Genomic DNA, 14,021 nt, shown 5'->3' on the forward strand with positions numbered 1-14,021 from the left:
CGCTAGCGGCGCGCGGCGGCTCGCGAAGGGGCGGTCGTTTCGGCGGTTGCCGGCGCTGCCTGCACCGTCAGCCACCACGTTGCCGCGGCGAGCGCCGACAATCCGGCTGCCACTGCCAGCACCAGCTGCATCGCCACCGGGAACGGTTGCAGCGTCGCGATGCACGCGCCGAAGATCGCGACGCCGAGCGCCGATCCGCTTTGCCGTGCCGCGTTCAGCACGGCTGCCGCCACGCCGGCGCGCTGCCGGTCGATCGTCCCGAGCGCCGGCGCCGTCGCGGCGGGCGAGATGAAGCCCGATGCGAAACCGATCGCGAGCATCAGCGCGACGGCGAGCCACGCGGGCGTCGTCGCGCCGATGGCCGTCATCCCGAGCGCGCCCGCCGCGTAGAGCCCGAACGCCGTGCACATCGTCCCGCGCGCGCCGAAGCGTGCAACGATCCGCCCCGAGCTAAGGCCGCCGAGCGCGACCATCGCGGTCATCGGCAGGAACGCGAGCCCCGTATCGAGCGGGCTGGCGCCGCGAACCTGCCGATAGAACAGGCTGAGCACGAACAGCAAACCGTAGAACACGAACGCCGACGCCATCGACACGAACGTCGATCCGGCGAACAGCCGGTTGCGGAAGAACGCGAGCGGCAGCATCGGTGCGTGGCGCCGCGCCTCGATCGCGATGAACGCGATCCACGCGACGACGCTGGCCACCGCGCCGCCGACGATCGGCGCCGAGCGCCAGCCGAGCGACGGGCCTTCGATCAGCGTGCCGATCAGCGCTCCGATCGCGACGATGGCCGCCGCCTGGCCGCCCCAGTCGAACTGCCGCGACCGGTCGACGGCGGCGGGCGCGACCGTTCGGCCGAGCCAGATGCCGGCGAGCCCGAGCGGCAGGTTCACGAAGAAGAGGCTGCGCCATCCGGACAGATCGATCAGCAAGCCGCCGATCAGCGGACCCGACGCCATCGCGATGCCGCCGCAGCCCATCCACACGCTGATCGCCGATGCGCGCGCGGCCGGTTCGGGGAACGCGCGATTGATCAGCGCCAGCGAGCAGGGCACCAGCATCGCGCTGCCGACGCCTTGCAACGCGCGGGCGACCGTGAGCGCCGGCAAGGTCGGCGCGACGCCGCACAGGGCCGACGCGGCGACGAAGACGGCCAGCCCCGCCACATAGACGGTGCGATCGCCGAGCCGGTCGCCGAGCGTGCCGCCCGTCAGCAACAGGCTCGCGAACGCCAGCGTGTAAGCGTTCACTATCCATTGCAGACCGGCCACGCGGCTGCCGAACGTGTGCGCGATGTCGGTGAGCGCGACGTTGACGATCGACGCATCGAGCAGCACGAGCATGTAGCTCACGCAGGTCGCGGCGAGCACGCGGCGTGCGGCGGCCTGATCGGGTACGGCGGCCGTCATGCGCGTTCGGGCGACGGCGAGGCGGCGGCCCGCAACGCATTGAACCCGACCCATCCCCAGTACACGCGGTGATGCGCGATCAACCCGTCGCGCAGGTCCATCACCTCGACGAGATCGACCTGATCGCCGTCCGGCGTTGCGCGCGGGTATTCCCAGACGAGCCGGCGGCCGTTCGAGAAGAACAGCCCGGTTCGGTACCAGCGCCCGAGCTGGTTGTCCGGATTGCGCAGGCCGGCCGCGAAGAATGCGCCGATCGCGGCCTTGCCGTGCAGCACGCCCGAGCCGTGCGCGGGCAGCGTGGCGACGACGAGCGGCGTTTCGAGCACCGCGTCGTCGGCATACAGCGACATCAGCGCGTCGAAGTCGCGGGCGACGACGGCTGCGTGCCAGTCTTCATGGATACGCCGGGCGTCGGCGTCGGTGTCTGCGGGTGTCATGGCGGGTTTCCGGAAGTCGATCACGGAAACCACTGTAGGGGCGCGCCGTCGCGAGACGTTTCACGTCGACCCGAAACGTGGATGCCCTGCCGTGGCGAAGGCGGCCGGGCGCCGTCCCTTAGCCGGCCAGCGCGTCGAGATTCAGCGTATACGACTTGCCGATCCACACCGCGCAATCGCGATGGTCGCGCAGTTCGTCGTGCGTATTCGGATGCAGGAAGATGTCGAGCGCGCCGTGGTTCAGCACGAGCCACGGCACGATGTCGTCGAAGCGCGCGGCGTCGAACGCGATCTGGTACGACCAGGCCGGATGCGGGCCGACGAGGCGTTCGTGAAAGCGGCCGAGTTCGATGACCGCGCCGAACCGCGCGTCGACGATCTGGCGAAACGCCCAGGCCGCGTCGCGGCTCGCCGCATCGAAATAGACGTGCGCGTGCCAGCTGTCGATAGCGGTAGTGTCGAGGGCAGCCATGGAAAGACTCGATTAAAAAGGGGAATGCTGGAGATGCCGTGCGAAACGGCCGATGCGTGATTATCGCGCGTCCTTGCTGCTTGCGTCGTGTCTCAATCCGGAAAGCCGATGCGGATGATTTGTCCTGCATCAGAAGAATCGACCGGTCCGATCAAATCGCTTCGGCGGTATCCGCGTGCGCGATATCACGCCGGAGCCTTGCGGGCAGGCGCGCCGGCCGGCATCGCACCGGCAACACGCCATTTCGGAAATTGAAAGAGCCGGGTGAGTGCCCACCGGATCGTCGGTAAAAATCCGATCAGATCGTTGAATGAAATAAAGAAATTCCGTGTCGGCGGGATTCGCGAACGACGCGGTGCGCAGGCCGAATGCCGCACCTGAAAATAACAATTGCGGATTCGGCTATTCAAGCGGGATGCGGCCCGACATACGATGATTTCAACGCATCGATGATGGATCGATGCGGGGACAACCATCTGGAGGCCATTATGCGATCCCTCGTTCCCGTTACTGTTCTTTCCTGCGCACTCGTTGCGCTGCCTGCCGTCGCCTTTGCGCAGTCGATCGGTGCCGGCGACATCCCGCATGCCGCGCCGTTGACCTGGTCGGCGGCGCGTGCCGAAACCGATGTGCAACTGATGCAGATGACGCGTGCCGGCTATCGCGCGACGACGGCCGGCAACCAGAACTATCCGCTCGCGATGCAGCGTGCGCTCGAGCGCGTGTACAACCCGATGCCCGACCGGTGGCCCGACGAGAAGGCCGCGATGCAAGCGCGGGCGGCCCGCGACGCGCAGACCGGCCATCCGGTGAAGGCGTTCTTCGTGAAAACCGCGTATTACCTGAAGGGCGAGAACACGTTTTGATGCAGGAGACGAACATGGCATGCCCCAACCGATTGTCCGGCGTGTGGCGTGCGCCGGCGATACGCAGGCTGCCGGAAGCGGGCGCGACGCGACGGCGCGCCGATATGCACGGCATGCGACGCCGGGCGAACACCCTGCGCGACGCGGGCCGCGGCGCCGTCGTGTGCCGTAGCGCGTGGCCGGGCGTGGTGGAGGACGACGCGTCCGCGAGCGAGGGCGAATCATGAAGGCTGCCCGAAAAGGCCGCCGCCATCCGCCTTTGACGCGCGAATGGCTGCTGCCGCTGCCGCCCGCGCATGCCCGCGACATCTCGCTGAAATGCCACATGGCGCTGGTCGCGCTGCGCGGCGAGCACGGTAGCGAAACGCTGCTGATGCGGCTACGCACGAGCGTGTATCTGGTGTTCCTCGCGCTCGACGATGCGGTCTCTCCCGACGCGACCATCGACCTGTGCGTCGACGCGGAGCGCGTGCTGGACGCGAGCGTGGCGCGCGCCGTGCAAAGCGGTGCATGGGCGCTGCACGACGACGAATGCGCGGTGCTCGAACGCGTGCTCACCGCGAACGACGCGTGCGTCGCGACGCTCACGCGGCATCGGCTGGCGGAGCTGTGGCGTCATGTGTGCACGTTCGCTTCTGCCGAACAGCCTGGGCTGGTCGCGCAGGCTGCGGCGAAGATGCGGGAGCCGGCCGTTCTGCATTGAGGGGCTGCCACGGGCCGTGTTTCATACGCGTCCCATTCCATCGCGCGGACGCGCGCCGTCTAATGACTTGACTGGAGCCCGGCGTGTCCGGACGACGATCCATCCTCGCGTTTGCGACGGTCGTGCGTGTCGGCGCGAACGCATTCGTTTCAGTCAGGAGGAGCGATGGCGCTATACAGGAGCGGCGGCTACTTCACGTGCGGAAGTGGCCGCGCATTCAGCGAGAATCTGCCGCCGGGCAGCAAGGTGACGGTGGCGGGCATCTATCGATGCACCGTATGCGGCGACGAAATCGGCATTGCGAAAGCGCAGACGTTGCCGTCCGAGGAAGCGCATCCGCACGATCTCGATCCGCCGTCCGACCCGCTGCTCGATCCGGGGCCGACCGCCTGGCAACTGATCGCCGCGGCGGAGTCTCGAAGCTAGGCAACCGACGTTCGCCTTCGCACGCAGGGCGCAAGCGCTGCGCGTCACACGGCGTCCGTCAAAACAAAAAGCGCCACGGAGCGAATGAGCTCCGTGGCGCTTTTTCGATTCCAGCCGCTGCGAAGGCGCGAACCTTCTCGCGGCGCAACGCGCGACTTAAGCGGCCGTTGCCGACTTCGCCGGCTTCTGCAGCTTGCCCTTGCCGGCGCGCTGGATTTCCTCGAGCTTGATCTCGACGTGGCGCGAGAACACATACTCGGCCGGACGCTGCTTCGCGATCGAGATGTCCGGCGCGAACGGGCCGTCGGTCTTGATGCCCTTGCGGCTCACGCGCAGCGCCTTCAGCGGGTTCGAGATCGTGTCCATCACGGCGGTGGCCTCGAAGCCGCAGTGGACCATGCAGTCCGCGCACTTCTCGTAGTTGCCGACGCCGTAGTTGTCCCACTCGGTCGTTTCCATCAGTTCCTTGAAGGTCTTCACGTAACCTTCGCCGACCAGGTAGCACGGCTTCTGCCAGCCGAACACCGTACGCGCCGGGTTGCCCCACGGCGTGCACTTGTACGTCTGGTTGCCGGCCAGGAAGTCGAGGAACAGCGACGACTGGCTGAACGACCAGCGCTTGCCGCCTTCGCCGCGCTTCAGGATTTCGCGGAACAGGTTCTTCGTCTTGTCGCGGTTCAGGAAGTGCTGCTGATCCGGCGCGCGCTCGTACGCGTAGCCCGGCGACACGGTGATGCCGTCGACGCCGATCGGGCCCAGCGTGTCGAAGAACTTCGCGACGCGCTCCGGCACCGCATCGTTGAACAGCGTGCAGTTGATGTTCACGCGGAAGCCGCGGCGCTTCGCTTCCTTGATTGCCGCGACGGCCTTGTCGTACACGCCTTCCTGCGACACCGAGTGATCGTGCGCTTCCTTGTCGCCGTCGAGGTGGACCGACCAGACGAAATACGGGCTCGGCTGGTAGTCGTCCATCTTCTTTTCCATCAGCAGCGCGTTCGTGCACAGGTACACGAACTTCTTGCGCTTCATGATGCCCTTGACGATTTCCGGCATGTCCTTGTGGAGCAGCGGCTCGCCGCCGGCGATCGACACGACGGGCGCGCCGCACTCGTCGACGGCCTGCAGGCATTCCTCGACGGACAGGCGCTGGTTCAGGATCGGGTCCGGATAATCGATCTTGCCGCAGCCGTTGCACGCGAGGTTGCAGCGGAACAGCGGCTCGAGCATCAGCGCGAGCGGATAGCGTTTGTTGCCGGACAGGTGCTGGCGCACGATGTAGGCGCCGACACGGACTTGCTGGAGCAGCGGAATAGACAAGGGATGTCCTCCTTAAACTTCGCGGGCGACAGCTTGCGTGAGCTTCGCCGGCAACTTGAATTCGACTTTTTCTTCACGGCCCGCCATCGTCGCGACATCGACGGGCCCCAGCGCGCGCAGCGCGCCGATTACATCCTCGACCATTTCTTCGGGCGCCGACGCGCCGGCGGTCAGGCCGACCGTCTGCACGCCCGCGAACCATTCGGCCTTCACTTCCGAGCCGTCGGCGACGAGATAGCTCGGCACACCGCTTTCGGTGCCGATCTCGCGCAGGCGGTTCGAGTTCGAGCTGTTCGTCGCACCGACGACGAGCAGCACGTCAACCTGTTCGCTCAGCTCGCGCACGGCGGCCTGGCGATTCTGCGTGGCATAGCAGATGTCGCGCGTATCCGGGCCGACGATGTCGGTGAACCGGCGCTGCAGCGCTTCGATGATGCCGCGCGTGTCGTCGACCGACAGCGTGGTCTGCGTGATGTACGCGACCGGCGTATCGACGGGCAACGTCAGCGTATCGACTTCTGCTTCGCTCTGCACGAGGATCACCTCGGCCGGAATCTGGCCGATCGTGCCCTCGACTTCCGGGTGGCCCGCGTGGCCGATCAGGATCAGCCGGCGGCCCGCCGCGACGTACTGGCGCCCCTGCACATGCACTTTCGTGACGAGCGGGCAGGTCGCGTCGAGCACGTCGAGCCCGCGCGTCTGCGCGTCGCGCTCGACCGTCTGGGCGACACCGTGCGCGCTGAAGATCGCGACAGCGCCGTGCGGCACCTCGTCGAGTTCCTCAACGAATCGTGCCCCTTTATTACGCAGATTTTCGACGACATGCCGGTTATGCACGATCTCGTGACGCACATAGACCGGCGCACCGTGCTGTTGCAGCGCGCGATCGACGATCTCGATCGCACGGACAACCCCCGCACAAAAGCCGCGGGGCTGGGCAAGGATGACTCGCATAGGTGAGCGAACTCCGACGACAGACGCCGGGGTTCGAGGCGCTGGCACGCGCTTGCTCGCCCCGGCTTGATGTTATGAAGGCAGGAACGAACCGGCCGGCCAGGCCCCGGAACCCCGAATTAATCGCGCATTTTAACCCTATCGGGCCGTCCGTGCTTTGGTGCTGTGTCGGCACCGTTGCAATTGTGGGAGAGCCGCGTCGGCGCTGGCGCGCGCGGAACCCGGTAAACTGCGCGGTTTCGCCGGCGGCCGCTCCGGCTGCCCGCCATCGCGCTCATTTCAAGGCCATTCGATGACCGTCGATTCTTACGCGTATTGCCCTTCCGTTCGTGGGGTTTCGTGTGTTTTGTTCCAGACCCCTATTTATGTCGAACCCGCCGGCGCCCGGCAGGAGGCAGGCCGATGATGCTGGCGATCGCTTTCCTCGTGTCCGGCCTGTCGCTGGTGATCTGGATCGTGCTGCTCGTCGCGCGCGGCGGCTTCTGGCGCGCGCAGCCCGCGCGGCCGCTGCCGCCGGAAGCCCGCGGCGCGGCGGCCGACGCCGGCTGGCCGGCCGTCGTGGCGGTCGTGCCGGCGCGCAACGAAGCCGACGTGATCGCCCGTGCGGCGACTTCGCTGCTCGAGCAGGACTATCCGGGCGACTTCCATCTGATCATCGTCGACGACCACAGCGACGACGGTACCGCCGACGCGGCCCGCGCGGCCGCGCTCGCGATCAACCGTGCCGACCGGCTGACGGTGCTGAGCGCGAAGCCGTTGCCGGCCGGCTGGTCCGGCAAGGTGTGGGCGCAGTCGCAGGGGATCGCGGCGGTGCGGACGCTCGGCCTGCCGGCCGATTACCTGCTGCTGACGGATGCCGACATCGGCCATCCGCCCGACGCCGTCGCGCAGCTCGTCACGCGCGCGCAGGCCGAGCAGCGCGATCTCGTATCGCTGATGGTGCGGCTGCGCTGCGACTCGTTCTGGGAAAAGGCGCTGATTCCGGCGTTCGTGTTCTTCTTCGCGAAGCTGTATCCGTTCTCGTGGATCAACAACCCGCGCAACCGGACGGCCGGCGCCGCGGGCGGCTGCATGCTCGTGAAGCGCACGGCGCTCGAGGAAGCGGGCGGTATCGAATCGATTCGCGGCGCGCTGATCGACGACTGCAGCCTCGCCGCGCAGATCAAGCATCGCGGCAGCGGCCGCCATCCGATCCGGCTCGATCTCGCCGATCGCAGCGTGTCGCTGCGCCCGTACGACAGCTGGCGCGACATCTGGAACATGATCGCGCGCACCGCGTTCACGCAACTGCACTATTCGCCGCTGCTGCTGGCCGGCACGCTGCTCGGGATGACGATCATCTATCTGGTGCCGCCCGTCGCTGCGCTCGCCTACGGCGCGCGTGCGTGGCCGGCCTGGCTCGCGTGGGCGTCGATGTGCGCCGCATATGCGCCGATGCTGCGCTACTACCGGCGCTCGCCGCTGTGGGCGCCCGCGCTGCCGCTCGTCGCGCTGTTCTATGTGGGTGCGACGTTCGCGTCCGCGTGGCGTTACTGGCGCGGCAAGGGCGGGCAATGGAAGGCGCGTGTGCAGGCGCCGGTGGATCGCTGACGCCGAGTGTGCCCCGGGAGGCATGCCTCCCGGCAGCCGGAAAGCAAACAGCCCGATCGGTGCGAACCGGTCGGGCTGTTTCGTTTTCGGCTGTGTCGTGTGCCGATGCCGGCGCTTACCGCTGCGTCAGCATCATGTACATCTGGACCACGACGTCCGGCGAGAACGTAAACGGCACCCAGCCGTAGCCCGTGTGGCGGGCGACCAGCAGGCGGTCGCCGTTCGACTGCTTCTGCACGGCCATCATCGGGTTCTTCGTCGTCACGAAACGCCAGCCGGCCGGAATGCCGGGCGGCGGCTCCGGCTGCATCGACGCACGCGCGTGCGCGAGTTCCTCGATCAGCTGGCCCAGTTGCTCCGGATGCAGCGTGATCAACTGGCCGTTGATGGTCAGCGTGAGTTCGTTCTGGGACGGGCGCGCGACGTGCAGCGTCGCCTTGTCGGCCGGTGCGGCAGCGGTGTCGGTTGCAACCGCGGAGTCGGCTTGCGCCGCCGGGACGATCGCGGTTTCGGCGTCGACGGCCGCAGTCGACACCTCGGCAGCGTCGGCCTCGACCGGTGCGGCTGCGTGTGCGGCCGGCTCCGTTGCCGGCGTGTCCGCCGGTGCCGGCTCGACGGCTTCGACCGTCACCGCCGTGGCTGCAACCGCACTCGTCGCGGCTTCCTTGACGACGGCCTCGACCAGCGCTTCGGCGTCGGCGATGGCCTTTGCGTGGTGCTGCGCGGCCGCTTCGGCCTGGGCGATCGCTTCGGTATGGCGCTGCGTGATGGCTTCGGCTTCGGCGGTTGCTTCGGCATGGCGTTGCGCGGCGGCTTCGGCCTGGGCAATCGCTTCGGCGTGACGCTGCGTGATGGCTTCGGCCTCCGCGGTGGCTTCGGCGTGACGCTGGGCGGCGGCCTGCGTGTCGGCGAGTGCCTGCGTGTGACGCTGGGCGAGCGCCTCCGCCTCGGCGATCGCGGCCATGTGGCGCTGCGCGGCGGCCTCGGCTTCGGCGGTCGCTTCCGCATGGCGCTTCGCGGCGGCTTCGGCTTCGGCGGTGGCCGCGGCATGGCGTTGGGCGGCCGCGTCGGCTTCGGTCGCGGCGGCATGATGACGCTGCGCGGCGGCCTCGGCTTCGGCGATCGCCGCCGCGTGGCGCTGCGACGCGGCTTCTGCATCCGCGTGACGTTGCGCGAGCGCTTCGGTCAGCGCGGTGGCTTCCGCATGGCGTTGCGACGCGGCTTCGGCTTGCGTGGCGGCATCCGTATGACGTTGGGCGGCCGCTTCGGCGGCGGCGGTGGCGTCGGCATGGCGCCGCTGCGCGGCTTCGGCATCGGCGGCCGCGGCCGTGTGGCGCCGCGCGGCGGCCTGCGCTTCGGCTTCCGCCGCCGCGTGACGCTCGGCCGCGGCCCGGGCTTCCGCTGCCGCGGCGCGCGCGAACGCTTCCGCGCTGCGTGCCGCCTGCTGGGCGGCGTGGTGATCGTGGAGGAGCTGATCGACGCCCGTGGCGAGCGAAGCGATCTGATCGTTCAGGTTCATGCGTGTCTTCTCTGCGTAAGACCCGCGATTTTAACCGCTGCGCCGATGCCGGTCCGCGCGCGACGTGTAACAAAGTGCGCAAAGCGGCGCGACGTGCGCCGCTTTGTGTTACTTGAGGTAGCCCGCCGAGCCGAACCAGTCCAGCGCATCGCGCAGCCCTTCGCGATATGGGCGCGCACGGTAGCCCAGCTCTCGCTCGGCCTTCGCGGACGTGAAATACATCTTGTTCTTCGACATCCGCAGCCCGTCGACGGTGACGAACGGCTCCTTCTTCGTGAACTTCGCGACCGCTTCGGCGCCGACCGCGAGCGGGTACAGCGGCCAGCGCGGCAGCGCGATCGTCGGCGCCTTGCGGCCGGTCATCTGCGCGATGTCCGCGAGCATCTGCTGCAGCGGCAGGTTCTCGCCGCCGAGGATGTAGCGCTCGCCGATCCGGCCGCGCTCCAGCGCGAGGAAGTGGCCGTGCGCGACGTCGTCGACGTGCACGAGATTCAGCCCCGTGTCGACGAACGCGGGAATCTTGCCGAGCGCGGCCTCGACGATGATGCGGCCGGTCGGCGTCGGCTTCACGTCGCGCGGGCCGATCGGCGTCGACGGATTGACGATCACGGCGGGCAGCCCTTCGTCGGCGATCATCCGTTCGACCGCGCGCTCCGCGAGCACCTTGCTGCGCTTGTAGACGCCGATCGCCTGCTCGGCCGTGAGCGGCCGGTTCTCGTCGGACGGGTCGCCCGCGCTCGTCACCTTCAGCGTCGCGACGCTGCTCGTGTAGACGATCCGCTCGACGCCTTCCGCGCGGGCCGCGCGCATCGTCGCGACCGCGCCTTCGAGGTTCGCGCGCTCGATCTCGTCGGGGTCGGGCGCCCACAGCCGGTAGTCGGCCGCGACGTGCAGCAGGTAGCGCACGCCGCGCAGCGCGGCGCGCATCGACGCCTCGTCGCGCATGTCGCCGGTGACGATCTCGGCATCGAGATCAGCGACGTTCGTGCGCGGGCTGGTGGGGCGCACGAGCACGCGCACCGCATAGCCTTTCTGCTGCGCGATGCGCGCGACGGCCGAGCCGACGAAACCGGACGCGCCGGTGACGAGAACGAGATCGCGGGAAGTATCAGTCATGCGTTTCCTTCTGGGCCGCGCGGGCGGCGCGGCGGTTGGGCATCGGCGAGATTGTACGTGGTCGGCGTGCGCGGCGACGCCCGGCCGGCGCGTGTGCGAAGCGGTCGACGCGACTACAATGCCGGGCTTGAATGCAACGGGAGGGCGACGCGATGAGCCGCAATGAACTGGACGAACGGATCGAAACCTACTACGTGCGGGTGCGCGGCGTCGTGCAGGGCGTCGGCTTTCGTCATGCGACGGTGCGCGAGGCGCATGCGCTGAAGCTGCGCGGCTGGGTCGCGAATCTGGAGGACGGCACCGTCGAGGCGATGATCCAGGGCCCCGGCGCGCAGATCGACCGGATGCTCGCGTGGCTGCGTCACGGGCCGCCCGCCGCGCGCGTGACCGAGGTGACGTTCGAGGAACGCCGGACCGAGAAGCGCTTCGAACGCTTCCAGCAGCAGTAAAAAGGCACAAAACGATCATGACGGGGTATCCGGAAGCCGGGCGCGGTCTCACGCTGTCGGTGATGGCGTCGACGCTGTTCGCGCTGATGTCGGCTTACGCGAAACTGCTCGCGCCGCTCACCGGGCTCGACATCTTCGCGTGGCGCATCGTGTGGACCGCGCCGGGCGCGCTCGCGCTGATCGCGTTGCGCGGCCGCTGGCCGGCGCTCGTCGAGCTGGCGCGACGCAGCGCGCGCGACTGGCGCCTGCTGATCGCGCTGCCGGTGAGCGCGGCGCTGCTCGGCGTGCAGCTGTGGCTGTTCCTGTGGGCGCCGCTGCACGGCCGCATGCTCGAAGTGTCGCTCGGCTATTTCCTGCTGCCGCTGACGATGGTGCTCGTCGGCCGCTTCTACTATCACGAACGGCTCGACCCGCTGCAATGGGCGGCGGTCGCGTGCGCGGCGCTCGGTGTCGCGCACGAGGTGTGGGCGACGCGCGCGTTCGCGTGGCCGACGCTGGTCGTCGCGCTCGGCTATCCGCCGTATTTCGTGCTGCGCCGGCGGATCAACGCCGATTCGCTGGCTGCCTTCGCGGTCGAGATCGTGCTGCTGTGCCCGATCGCGTTCGCGATGGTCGCGACGAGCGCGACGCAGGTCGCCGGCCAGCCGCTGCTGTGGGCCGCGCTGCTGCCGGGGCTCGGCATCCTCAGCACGCTCGCGCTCGCGAGCTACCTGAAGGCGAGCCGGATGCTGCCGATGGCGCTGTTCGGGATTCTCGGCTACGTCGAGCCCGTGCTGCTCGTCGTGGTGTCGCTGCTGCTGCTCGGCGAAACGCTGAGCGTCGCGCAGCTCGCGACGTACGGGCCGATCTGGGTCGCCGTCGCGCTGACCGCATGGCACAGCGCGATGCTGATGCGGCGCTTGCCCGCGCGCGGATAACCGCCTCGTCGCGATGCGCCGGCCGTGCGGAACGTGCCGCGCAGCGCGCTTCATCCCGAGCGTCGAACACCGCGCGTCGCGCTGCCGACTCCCGCCGAATCCCTCGATCCTGACCGCCAACTGGCGACGCGCTGACGCGAATCTGGCGGTGCTGTCTGCTTCGCTGCGCAACGCTCGCGCTTGTAATCGAACAGAAGATTCGGTTGCACTTTGTTACTTAGGGTCTCCCCTGATCGGCTACTAGACTGGCCTGACTGACTTCCCTTCGTATGCAGCTTTTCCATGAACGGTCATCTCCGTGCCTGGCCAGCCGGGTTGGCGCGATGCGGGCATACGCGCATCGCCGCTGATCGCGCTCGCCGTCTCTCTCCCGATCCTTTCCCCGGTGCGCGCCGCACCGCCGTCGTGCAGGTGCGCTCATGTCGTTGAGCCCGCCGCGTTCCGCCATGGTGCAGCCGTCGCGCAGCGGCCGTCTGATCGAAGTCGACTTCTTTCGCGGGCTCGTGCTGTTGATGATCGTCGTCGATCACATCGGCGCGAGCGTGCTGTCGCGCGTGACGCTGCACGCGTTCGCGCTGTGCGATGCGGCCGAGGTGTTCGTGTTCCTCGGCGGCTTCGCGACCGCGAGCGCATATGGCGCGATCGCCGAGCGGCACGGCGCGCGCGCCGCGCAGCAGCGGTTCGTCCGGCGCGCGATGCAGATCTACCGCGCGTTTCTCGCGACCTCGACGCTGATGCTCGTCGTGTCGGCCGTGCTCGATCACTTCGGCATCGATGCGCCGAACCTCGCGCTCGACGACGTCAGCGTGATGCTCGCGTCGCCGCTCACGGGTCTCGCCGAACTGTTGACGTTCCAGCGCCAGCCGTATCTCGCGTCGGTGCTGCCGATGTACGTGCTGTTCGCGCTCGCGTCGCCGGTGCTGGTGCCGTTCGCGCGGCGCCATCCGTGGCTGCTCGTCGCGATCAGCGCCGCGTCGTGGCTCGCCGCGGGCTGGCTCGGCCCCGAACTGCTGGACACCGACGGCTTCCGCTGGAGCTTCAACCCGTTCGCGTGGCAACTGATGTTCGTCGCCGGCGTGCTCGCGCGCTGCCAGCCGTTCTACCGGCACGTCGCACTCGGTCGCTGGGGCGTCGCGGCGACCGGGCTCGCGTGCGCGATCGTCCTCGGCTGCGCGAGCTACAAGCTGTTCTCGGGGCTGCCGGTGCCCGAAGGCGTGCTCAAGCGCGATCTCGCGCTGCCGCGCGTGGTGAGCTTCGCGGCCATCGCGTGGCTGATGGCCGATTGCGTGCGCTTCGGCTGGATCGCGCGGATCGCGCAGGGCGTGCAGCCCGTCGTGGCGGTCGGCCAGCGCGGGCTGATCTGCTTCGTCGCGGGCGCGGCGATCTCGCTCGTGATCGATTCGCTGCTGCACCCGGTCGTGCGCAGCGTCGATCTGCGGCACGTCGGCGTGGGCCTCGTCGCCGACGCGTGCGCGGTCGGGCTGATGATGGCGGTGGCGGGTTCGGGAACGTGGATCGCGCGATGGCGCGGCGCGGCGGCGTAGGACCAGCGCAAGCCCGTTATTAGCGTGAACAGGCTCTGGCGCGCGCAGGGTGGTGTGCGGCGCGGCAGGCGCCGCGCGGTGTCAGTGAGGTGAGCCGATACGGGAGCGGGGCGTGGCGGTTGCGTCGTCGGATTCGGCGTCGTCGCGTTCGTCCTGCGCCGGCTCGTCGCGCTCCGCGAGCACCGCGTCGGCTTCGGCCGCGGCCCGGGCGGCGCGCATCGCGGTGCAGCGCTGCGCGTGCCGGATGTCCGACAGGATCCTCAAAAGCCGCGTTGTCTTGCTTTTCATCGTGTTCTCCCGCC

General features: G+C 68.6%; 16 protein-coding genes. 8 read left to right on the forward strand and 8 right to left on the reverse strand.

Features of this window, described 5'->3' with window-relative positions; translation table 11 throughout:
- Positions 1 to 2: 2 nt before the first annotated feature.
- From BLS50_RS25625 to BLS50_RS25635, 3 genes are all read right to left on the reverse strand, one after another.
- Positions 3 to 1,409: an MFS transporter gene (locus tag BLS50_RS25625; RefSeq protein WP_074805051.1), complete on the reverse strand. Its 1,407-nt coding sequence runs from the start codon at positions 1,407 to 1,409 to the stop codon at positions 3 to 5.
- Positions 1,406 to 1,846, reverse strand: coding sequence for a nuclear transport factor 2 family protein (locus BLS50_RS25630; protein ID WP_074805053.1), 441 nt, complete (start codon positions 1,844 to 1,846; stop codon positions 1,406 to 1,408). The genes BLS50_RS25625 and BLS50_RS25630 overlap by 4 nt, the downstream gene beginning before the upstream one ends.
- 118 nt (positions 1,847 to 1,964) lie before the next feature.
- A complete protein-coding gene (locus BLS50_RS25635) occupies positions 1,965 to 2,318 on the reverse strand; it encodes a DOPA 4,5-dioxygenase family protein (RefSeq protein ID WP_074805054.1) in 354 nt (117 codons plus the stop codon).
- Between the two features lie 488 nt (positions 2,319 to 2,806).
- On the opposite strand from BLS50_RS25635, the gene BLS50_RS25640 reads away from it, so the two are divergent.
- The 4 genes from BLS50_RS25640 (at position 2,807) to BLS50_RS25655 (ending at position 4,313) form a co-directional block, all read left to right on the forward strand.
- Positions 2,807 to 3,184, forward strand: a complete 378-nt coding sequence (locus tag BLS50_RS25640; protein WP_074805057.1) for a hypothetical protein — start codon at positions 2,807 to 2,809, stop codon at positions 3,182 to 3,184.
- A 14-nt stretch (positions 3,185 to 3,198) separates the two neighbouring features.
- Positions 3,199 to 3,411, forward strand: coding sequence for a hypothetical protein (locus tag BLS50_RS25645; RefSeq protein ID WP_027806502.1), 213 nt, complete (start codon positions 3,199 to 3,201; stop codon positions 3,409 to 3,411).
- The gene (locus BLS50_RS25650) at positions 3,408 to 3,887 is read left to right on the forward strand and encodes a hypothetical protein (RefSeq protein WP_011548879.1); all 480 of its coding nucleotides are present in this window, start codon (positions 3,408 to 3,410) and stop codon (positions 3,885 to 3,887) included. The genes BLS50_RS25645 and BLS50_RS25650 overlap by 4 nt, the downstream gene beginning before the upstream one ends.
- Before the next feature lie 165 nt (positions 3,888 to 4,052).
- Entirely contained in the window at positions 4,053 to 4,313 is a 261-nt protein-coding gene (locus BLS50_RS25655) for a hypothetical protein (RefSeq protein WP_006485063.1), read from the forward strand.
- A gap of 156 nt (positions 4,314 to 4,469) precedes the next feature.
- Here BLS50_RS25655 and hpnH read toward each other — a convergent pair whose 3' ends face one another.
- Both hpnH and ispH read right to left on the reverse strand, forming a co-directional pair.
- Positions 4,470 to 5,630, reverse strand: a complete 1,161-nt coding sequence (hpnH, locus tag BLS50_RS25660; protein ID WP_011548880.1) for an adenosyl-hopene transferase HpnH — start codon at positions 5,628 to 5,630, stop codon at positions 4,470 to 4,472.
- Between the two features lie 12 nt (positions 5,631 to 5,642).
- Positions 5,643 to 6,584: a 4-hydroxy-3-methylbut-2-enyl diphosphate reductase gene (gene ispH / locus BLS50_RS25665; protein WP_011548881.1), complete on the reverse strand. Its 942-nt coding sequence runs from the start codon at positions 6,582 to 6,584 to the stop codon at positions 5,643 to 5,645.
- A gap of 402 nt (positions 6,585 to 6,986) precedes the next feature.
- Between ispH and BLS50_RS25675 the strand changes: the two genes are divergently transcribed.
- Complete coding sequence (locus tag BLS50_RS25675; RefSeq protein ID WP_027806501.1) at positions 6,987 to 8,174, forward strand: glycosyltransferase; 1,188 nt, start codon at positions 6,987 to 6,989, stop codon at positions 8,172 to 8,174.
- Positions 8,175 to 8,289: 115 nt separating this feature from the next.
- On the opposite strand, the gene BLS50_RS25680 is transcribed toward BLS50_RS25675, so the two are convergent.
- Both BLS50_RS25680 and hpnA read right to left on the reverse strand, forming a co-directional pair.
- On the reverse strand, positions 8,290 to 9,693 hold the full coding sequence (locus tag BLS50_RS25680; RefSeq protein WP_074805062.1) for a phage tail protein: 1,404 nt from the start codon (positions 9,691 to 9,693) through the stop codon (positions 8,290 to 8,292).
- Positions 9,694 to 9,801: 108 nt separating this feature from the next.
- Complete coding sequence (hpnA, locus tag BLS50_RS25685) at positions 9,802 to 10,809, reverse strand: hopanoid-associated sugar epimerase (RefSeq protein ID WP_011353724.1); 1,008 nt, start codon at positions 10,807 to 10,809, stop codon at positions 9,802 to 9,804.
- A gap of 152 nt (positions 10,810 to 10,961) precedes the next feature.
- Here hpnA and BLS50_RS25690 point away from each other — a divergent pair, with 152 nt between their 5' ends.
- From BLS50_RS25690 to BLS50_RS25700, 3 genes are all read left to right on the forward strand, one after another.
- Positions 10,962 to 11,258 carry an acylphosphatase gene (locus BLS50_RS25690; protein ID WP_006480292.1) on the forward strand — a complete coding sequence of 99 codons (297 nt, stop codon included), beginning with the start codon at positions 10,962 to 10,964 and terminating at the stop codon, positions 11,256 to 11,258.
- Positions 11,259 to 11,275: 17 nt separating this feature from the next.
- The gene (gene rarD, locus BLS50_RS25695) at positions 11,276 to 12,175 is read left to right on the forward strand and encodes an EamA family transporter RarD (RefSeq protein WP_027805946.1); all 900 of its coding nucleotides are present in this window, start codon (positions 11,276 to 11,278) and stop codon (positions 12,173 to 12,175) included.
- Positions 12,176 to 12,594: 419 nt separating this feature from the next.
- Positions 12,595 to 13,719 (forward strand): OpgC domain-containing protein, encoded by a 1,125-nt coding sequence (locus BLS50_RS25700; protein WP_074805065.1) that lies wholly within the window; start codon positions 12,595 to 12,597, stop codon positions 13,717 to 13,719.
- An 81-nt stretch (positions 13,720 to 13,800) separates the two neighbouring features.
- On the opposite strand, the gene BLS50_RS25705 is transcribed toward BLS50_RS25700, so the two are convergent.
- Complete coding sequence (locus tag BLS50_RS25705) at positions 13,801 to 14,007, reverse strand: hypothetical protein (protein ID WP_011694889.1); 207 nt, start codon at positions 14,005 to 14,007, stop codon at positions 13,801 to 13,803.
- Positions 14,008 to 14,021 lie beyond the last annotated feature (14 nt).

It is taken from the genome of Burkholderia orbicola (assembly GCF_900100915.1).
In the GTDB taxonomy this organism is placed as follows: domain Bacteria; phylum Pseudomonadota; class Gammaproteobacteria; order Burkholderiales; family Burkholderiaceae; genus Burkholderia; species Burkholderia orbicola.

What these genes read in the sequence shown, in the direction of transcription:
- BLS50_RS25680 (WP_074805062.1), bottom strand. Translation starts at nt 9,693, where the DNA reads ATGAACCTGAACGATCAGATCGCTTCGCTCGCCACGGGCGTCGATCAG.
- BLS50_RS25705 (WP_011694889.1), bottom strand. Translation starts at nt 14,007, where the DNA reads ATGAAAAGCAAGACAACGCGGCTTTTGAGGATCCTGTCGGACATCCGG.
- BLS50_RS25635 (WP_074805054.1), bottom strand. Translation starts at nt 2,318, where the DNA reads ATGGCTGCCCTCGACACTACCGCTATCGACAGCTGGCACGCGCACGTC.
- BLS50_RS25655 (WP_006485063.1), top strand. Translation starts at nt 4,053, where the DNA reads ATGGCGCTATACAGGAGCGGCGGCTACTTCACGTGCGGAAGTGGCCGC.
- BLS50_RS25625 (WP_074805051.1), bottom strand. Translation starts at nt 1,409, where the DNA reads ATGACGGCCGCCGTACCCGATCAGGCCGCCGCACGCCGCGTGCTCGCC.
- BLS50_RS25700 (WP_074805065.1), top strand. Translation starts at nt 12,595, where the DNA reads ATGTCGTTGAGCCCGCCGCGTTCCGCCATGGTGCAGCCGTCGCGCAGC.
- BLS50_RS25645 (WP_027806502.1), top strand. Translation starts at nt 3,199, where the DNA reads ATGGCATGCCCCAACCGATTGTCCGGCGTGTGGCGTGCGCCGGCGATA.
- ispH (WP_011548881.1), bottom strand. Translation starts at nt 6,584, where the DNA reads ATGCGAGTCATCCTTGCCCAGCCCCGCGGCTTTTGTGCGGGGGTTGTC.
- BLS50_RS25650 (WP_011548879.1), top strand. Translation starts at nt 3,408, where the DNA reads ATGAAGGCTGCCCGAAAAGGCCGCCGCCATCCGCCTTTGACGCGCGAA.
- BLS50_RS25690 (WP_006480292.1), top strand. Translation starts at nt 10,962, where the DNA reads ATGAGCCGCAATGAACTGGACGAACGGATCGAAACCTACTACGTGCGG.
- rarD (WP_027805946.1), top strand. Translation starts at nt 11,276, where the DNA reads ATGACGGGGTATCCGGAAGCCGGGCGCGGTCTCACGCTGTCGGTGATG.
- BLS50_RS25630 (WP_074805053.1), bottom strand. Translation starts at nt 1,846, where the DNA reads ATGACACCCGCAGACACCGACGCCGACGCCCGGCGTATCCATGAAGAC.
- BLS50_RS25640 (WP_074805057.1), top strand. Translation starts at nt 2,807, where the DNA reads ATGCGATCCCTCGTTCCCGTTACTGTTCTTTCCTGCGCACTCGTTGCG.
- hpnA (WP_011353724.1), bottom strand. Translation starts at nt 10,809, where the DNA reads ATGACTGATACTTCCCGCGATCTCGTTCTCGTCACCGGCGCGTCCGGT.
- BLS50_RS25675 (WP_027806501.1), top strand. Translation starts at nt 6,987, where the DNA reads ATGATGCTGGCGATCGCTTTCCTCGTGTCCGGCCTGTCGCTGGTGATC.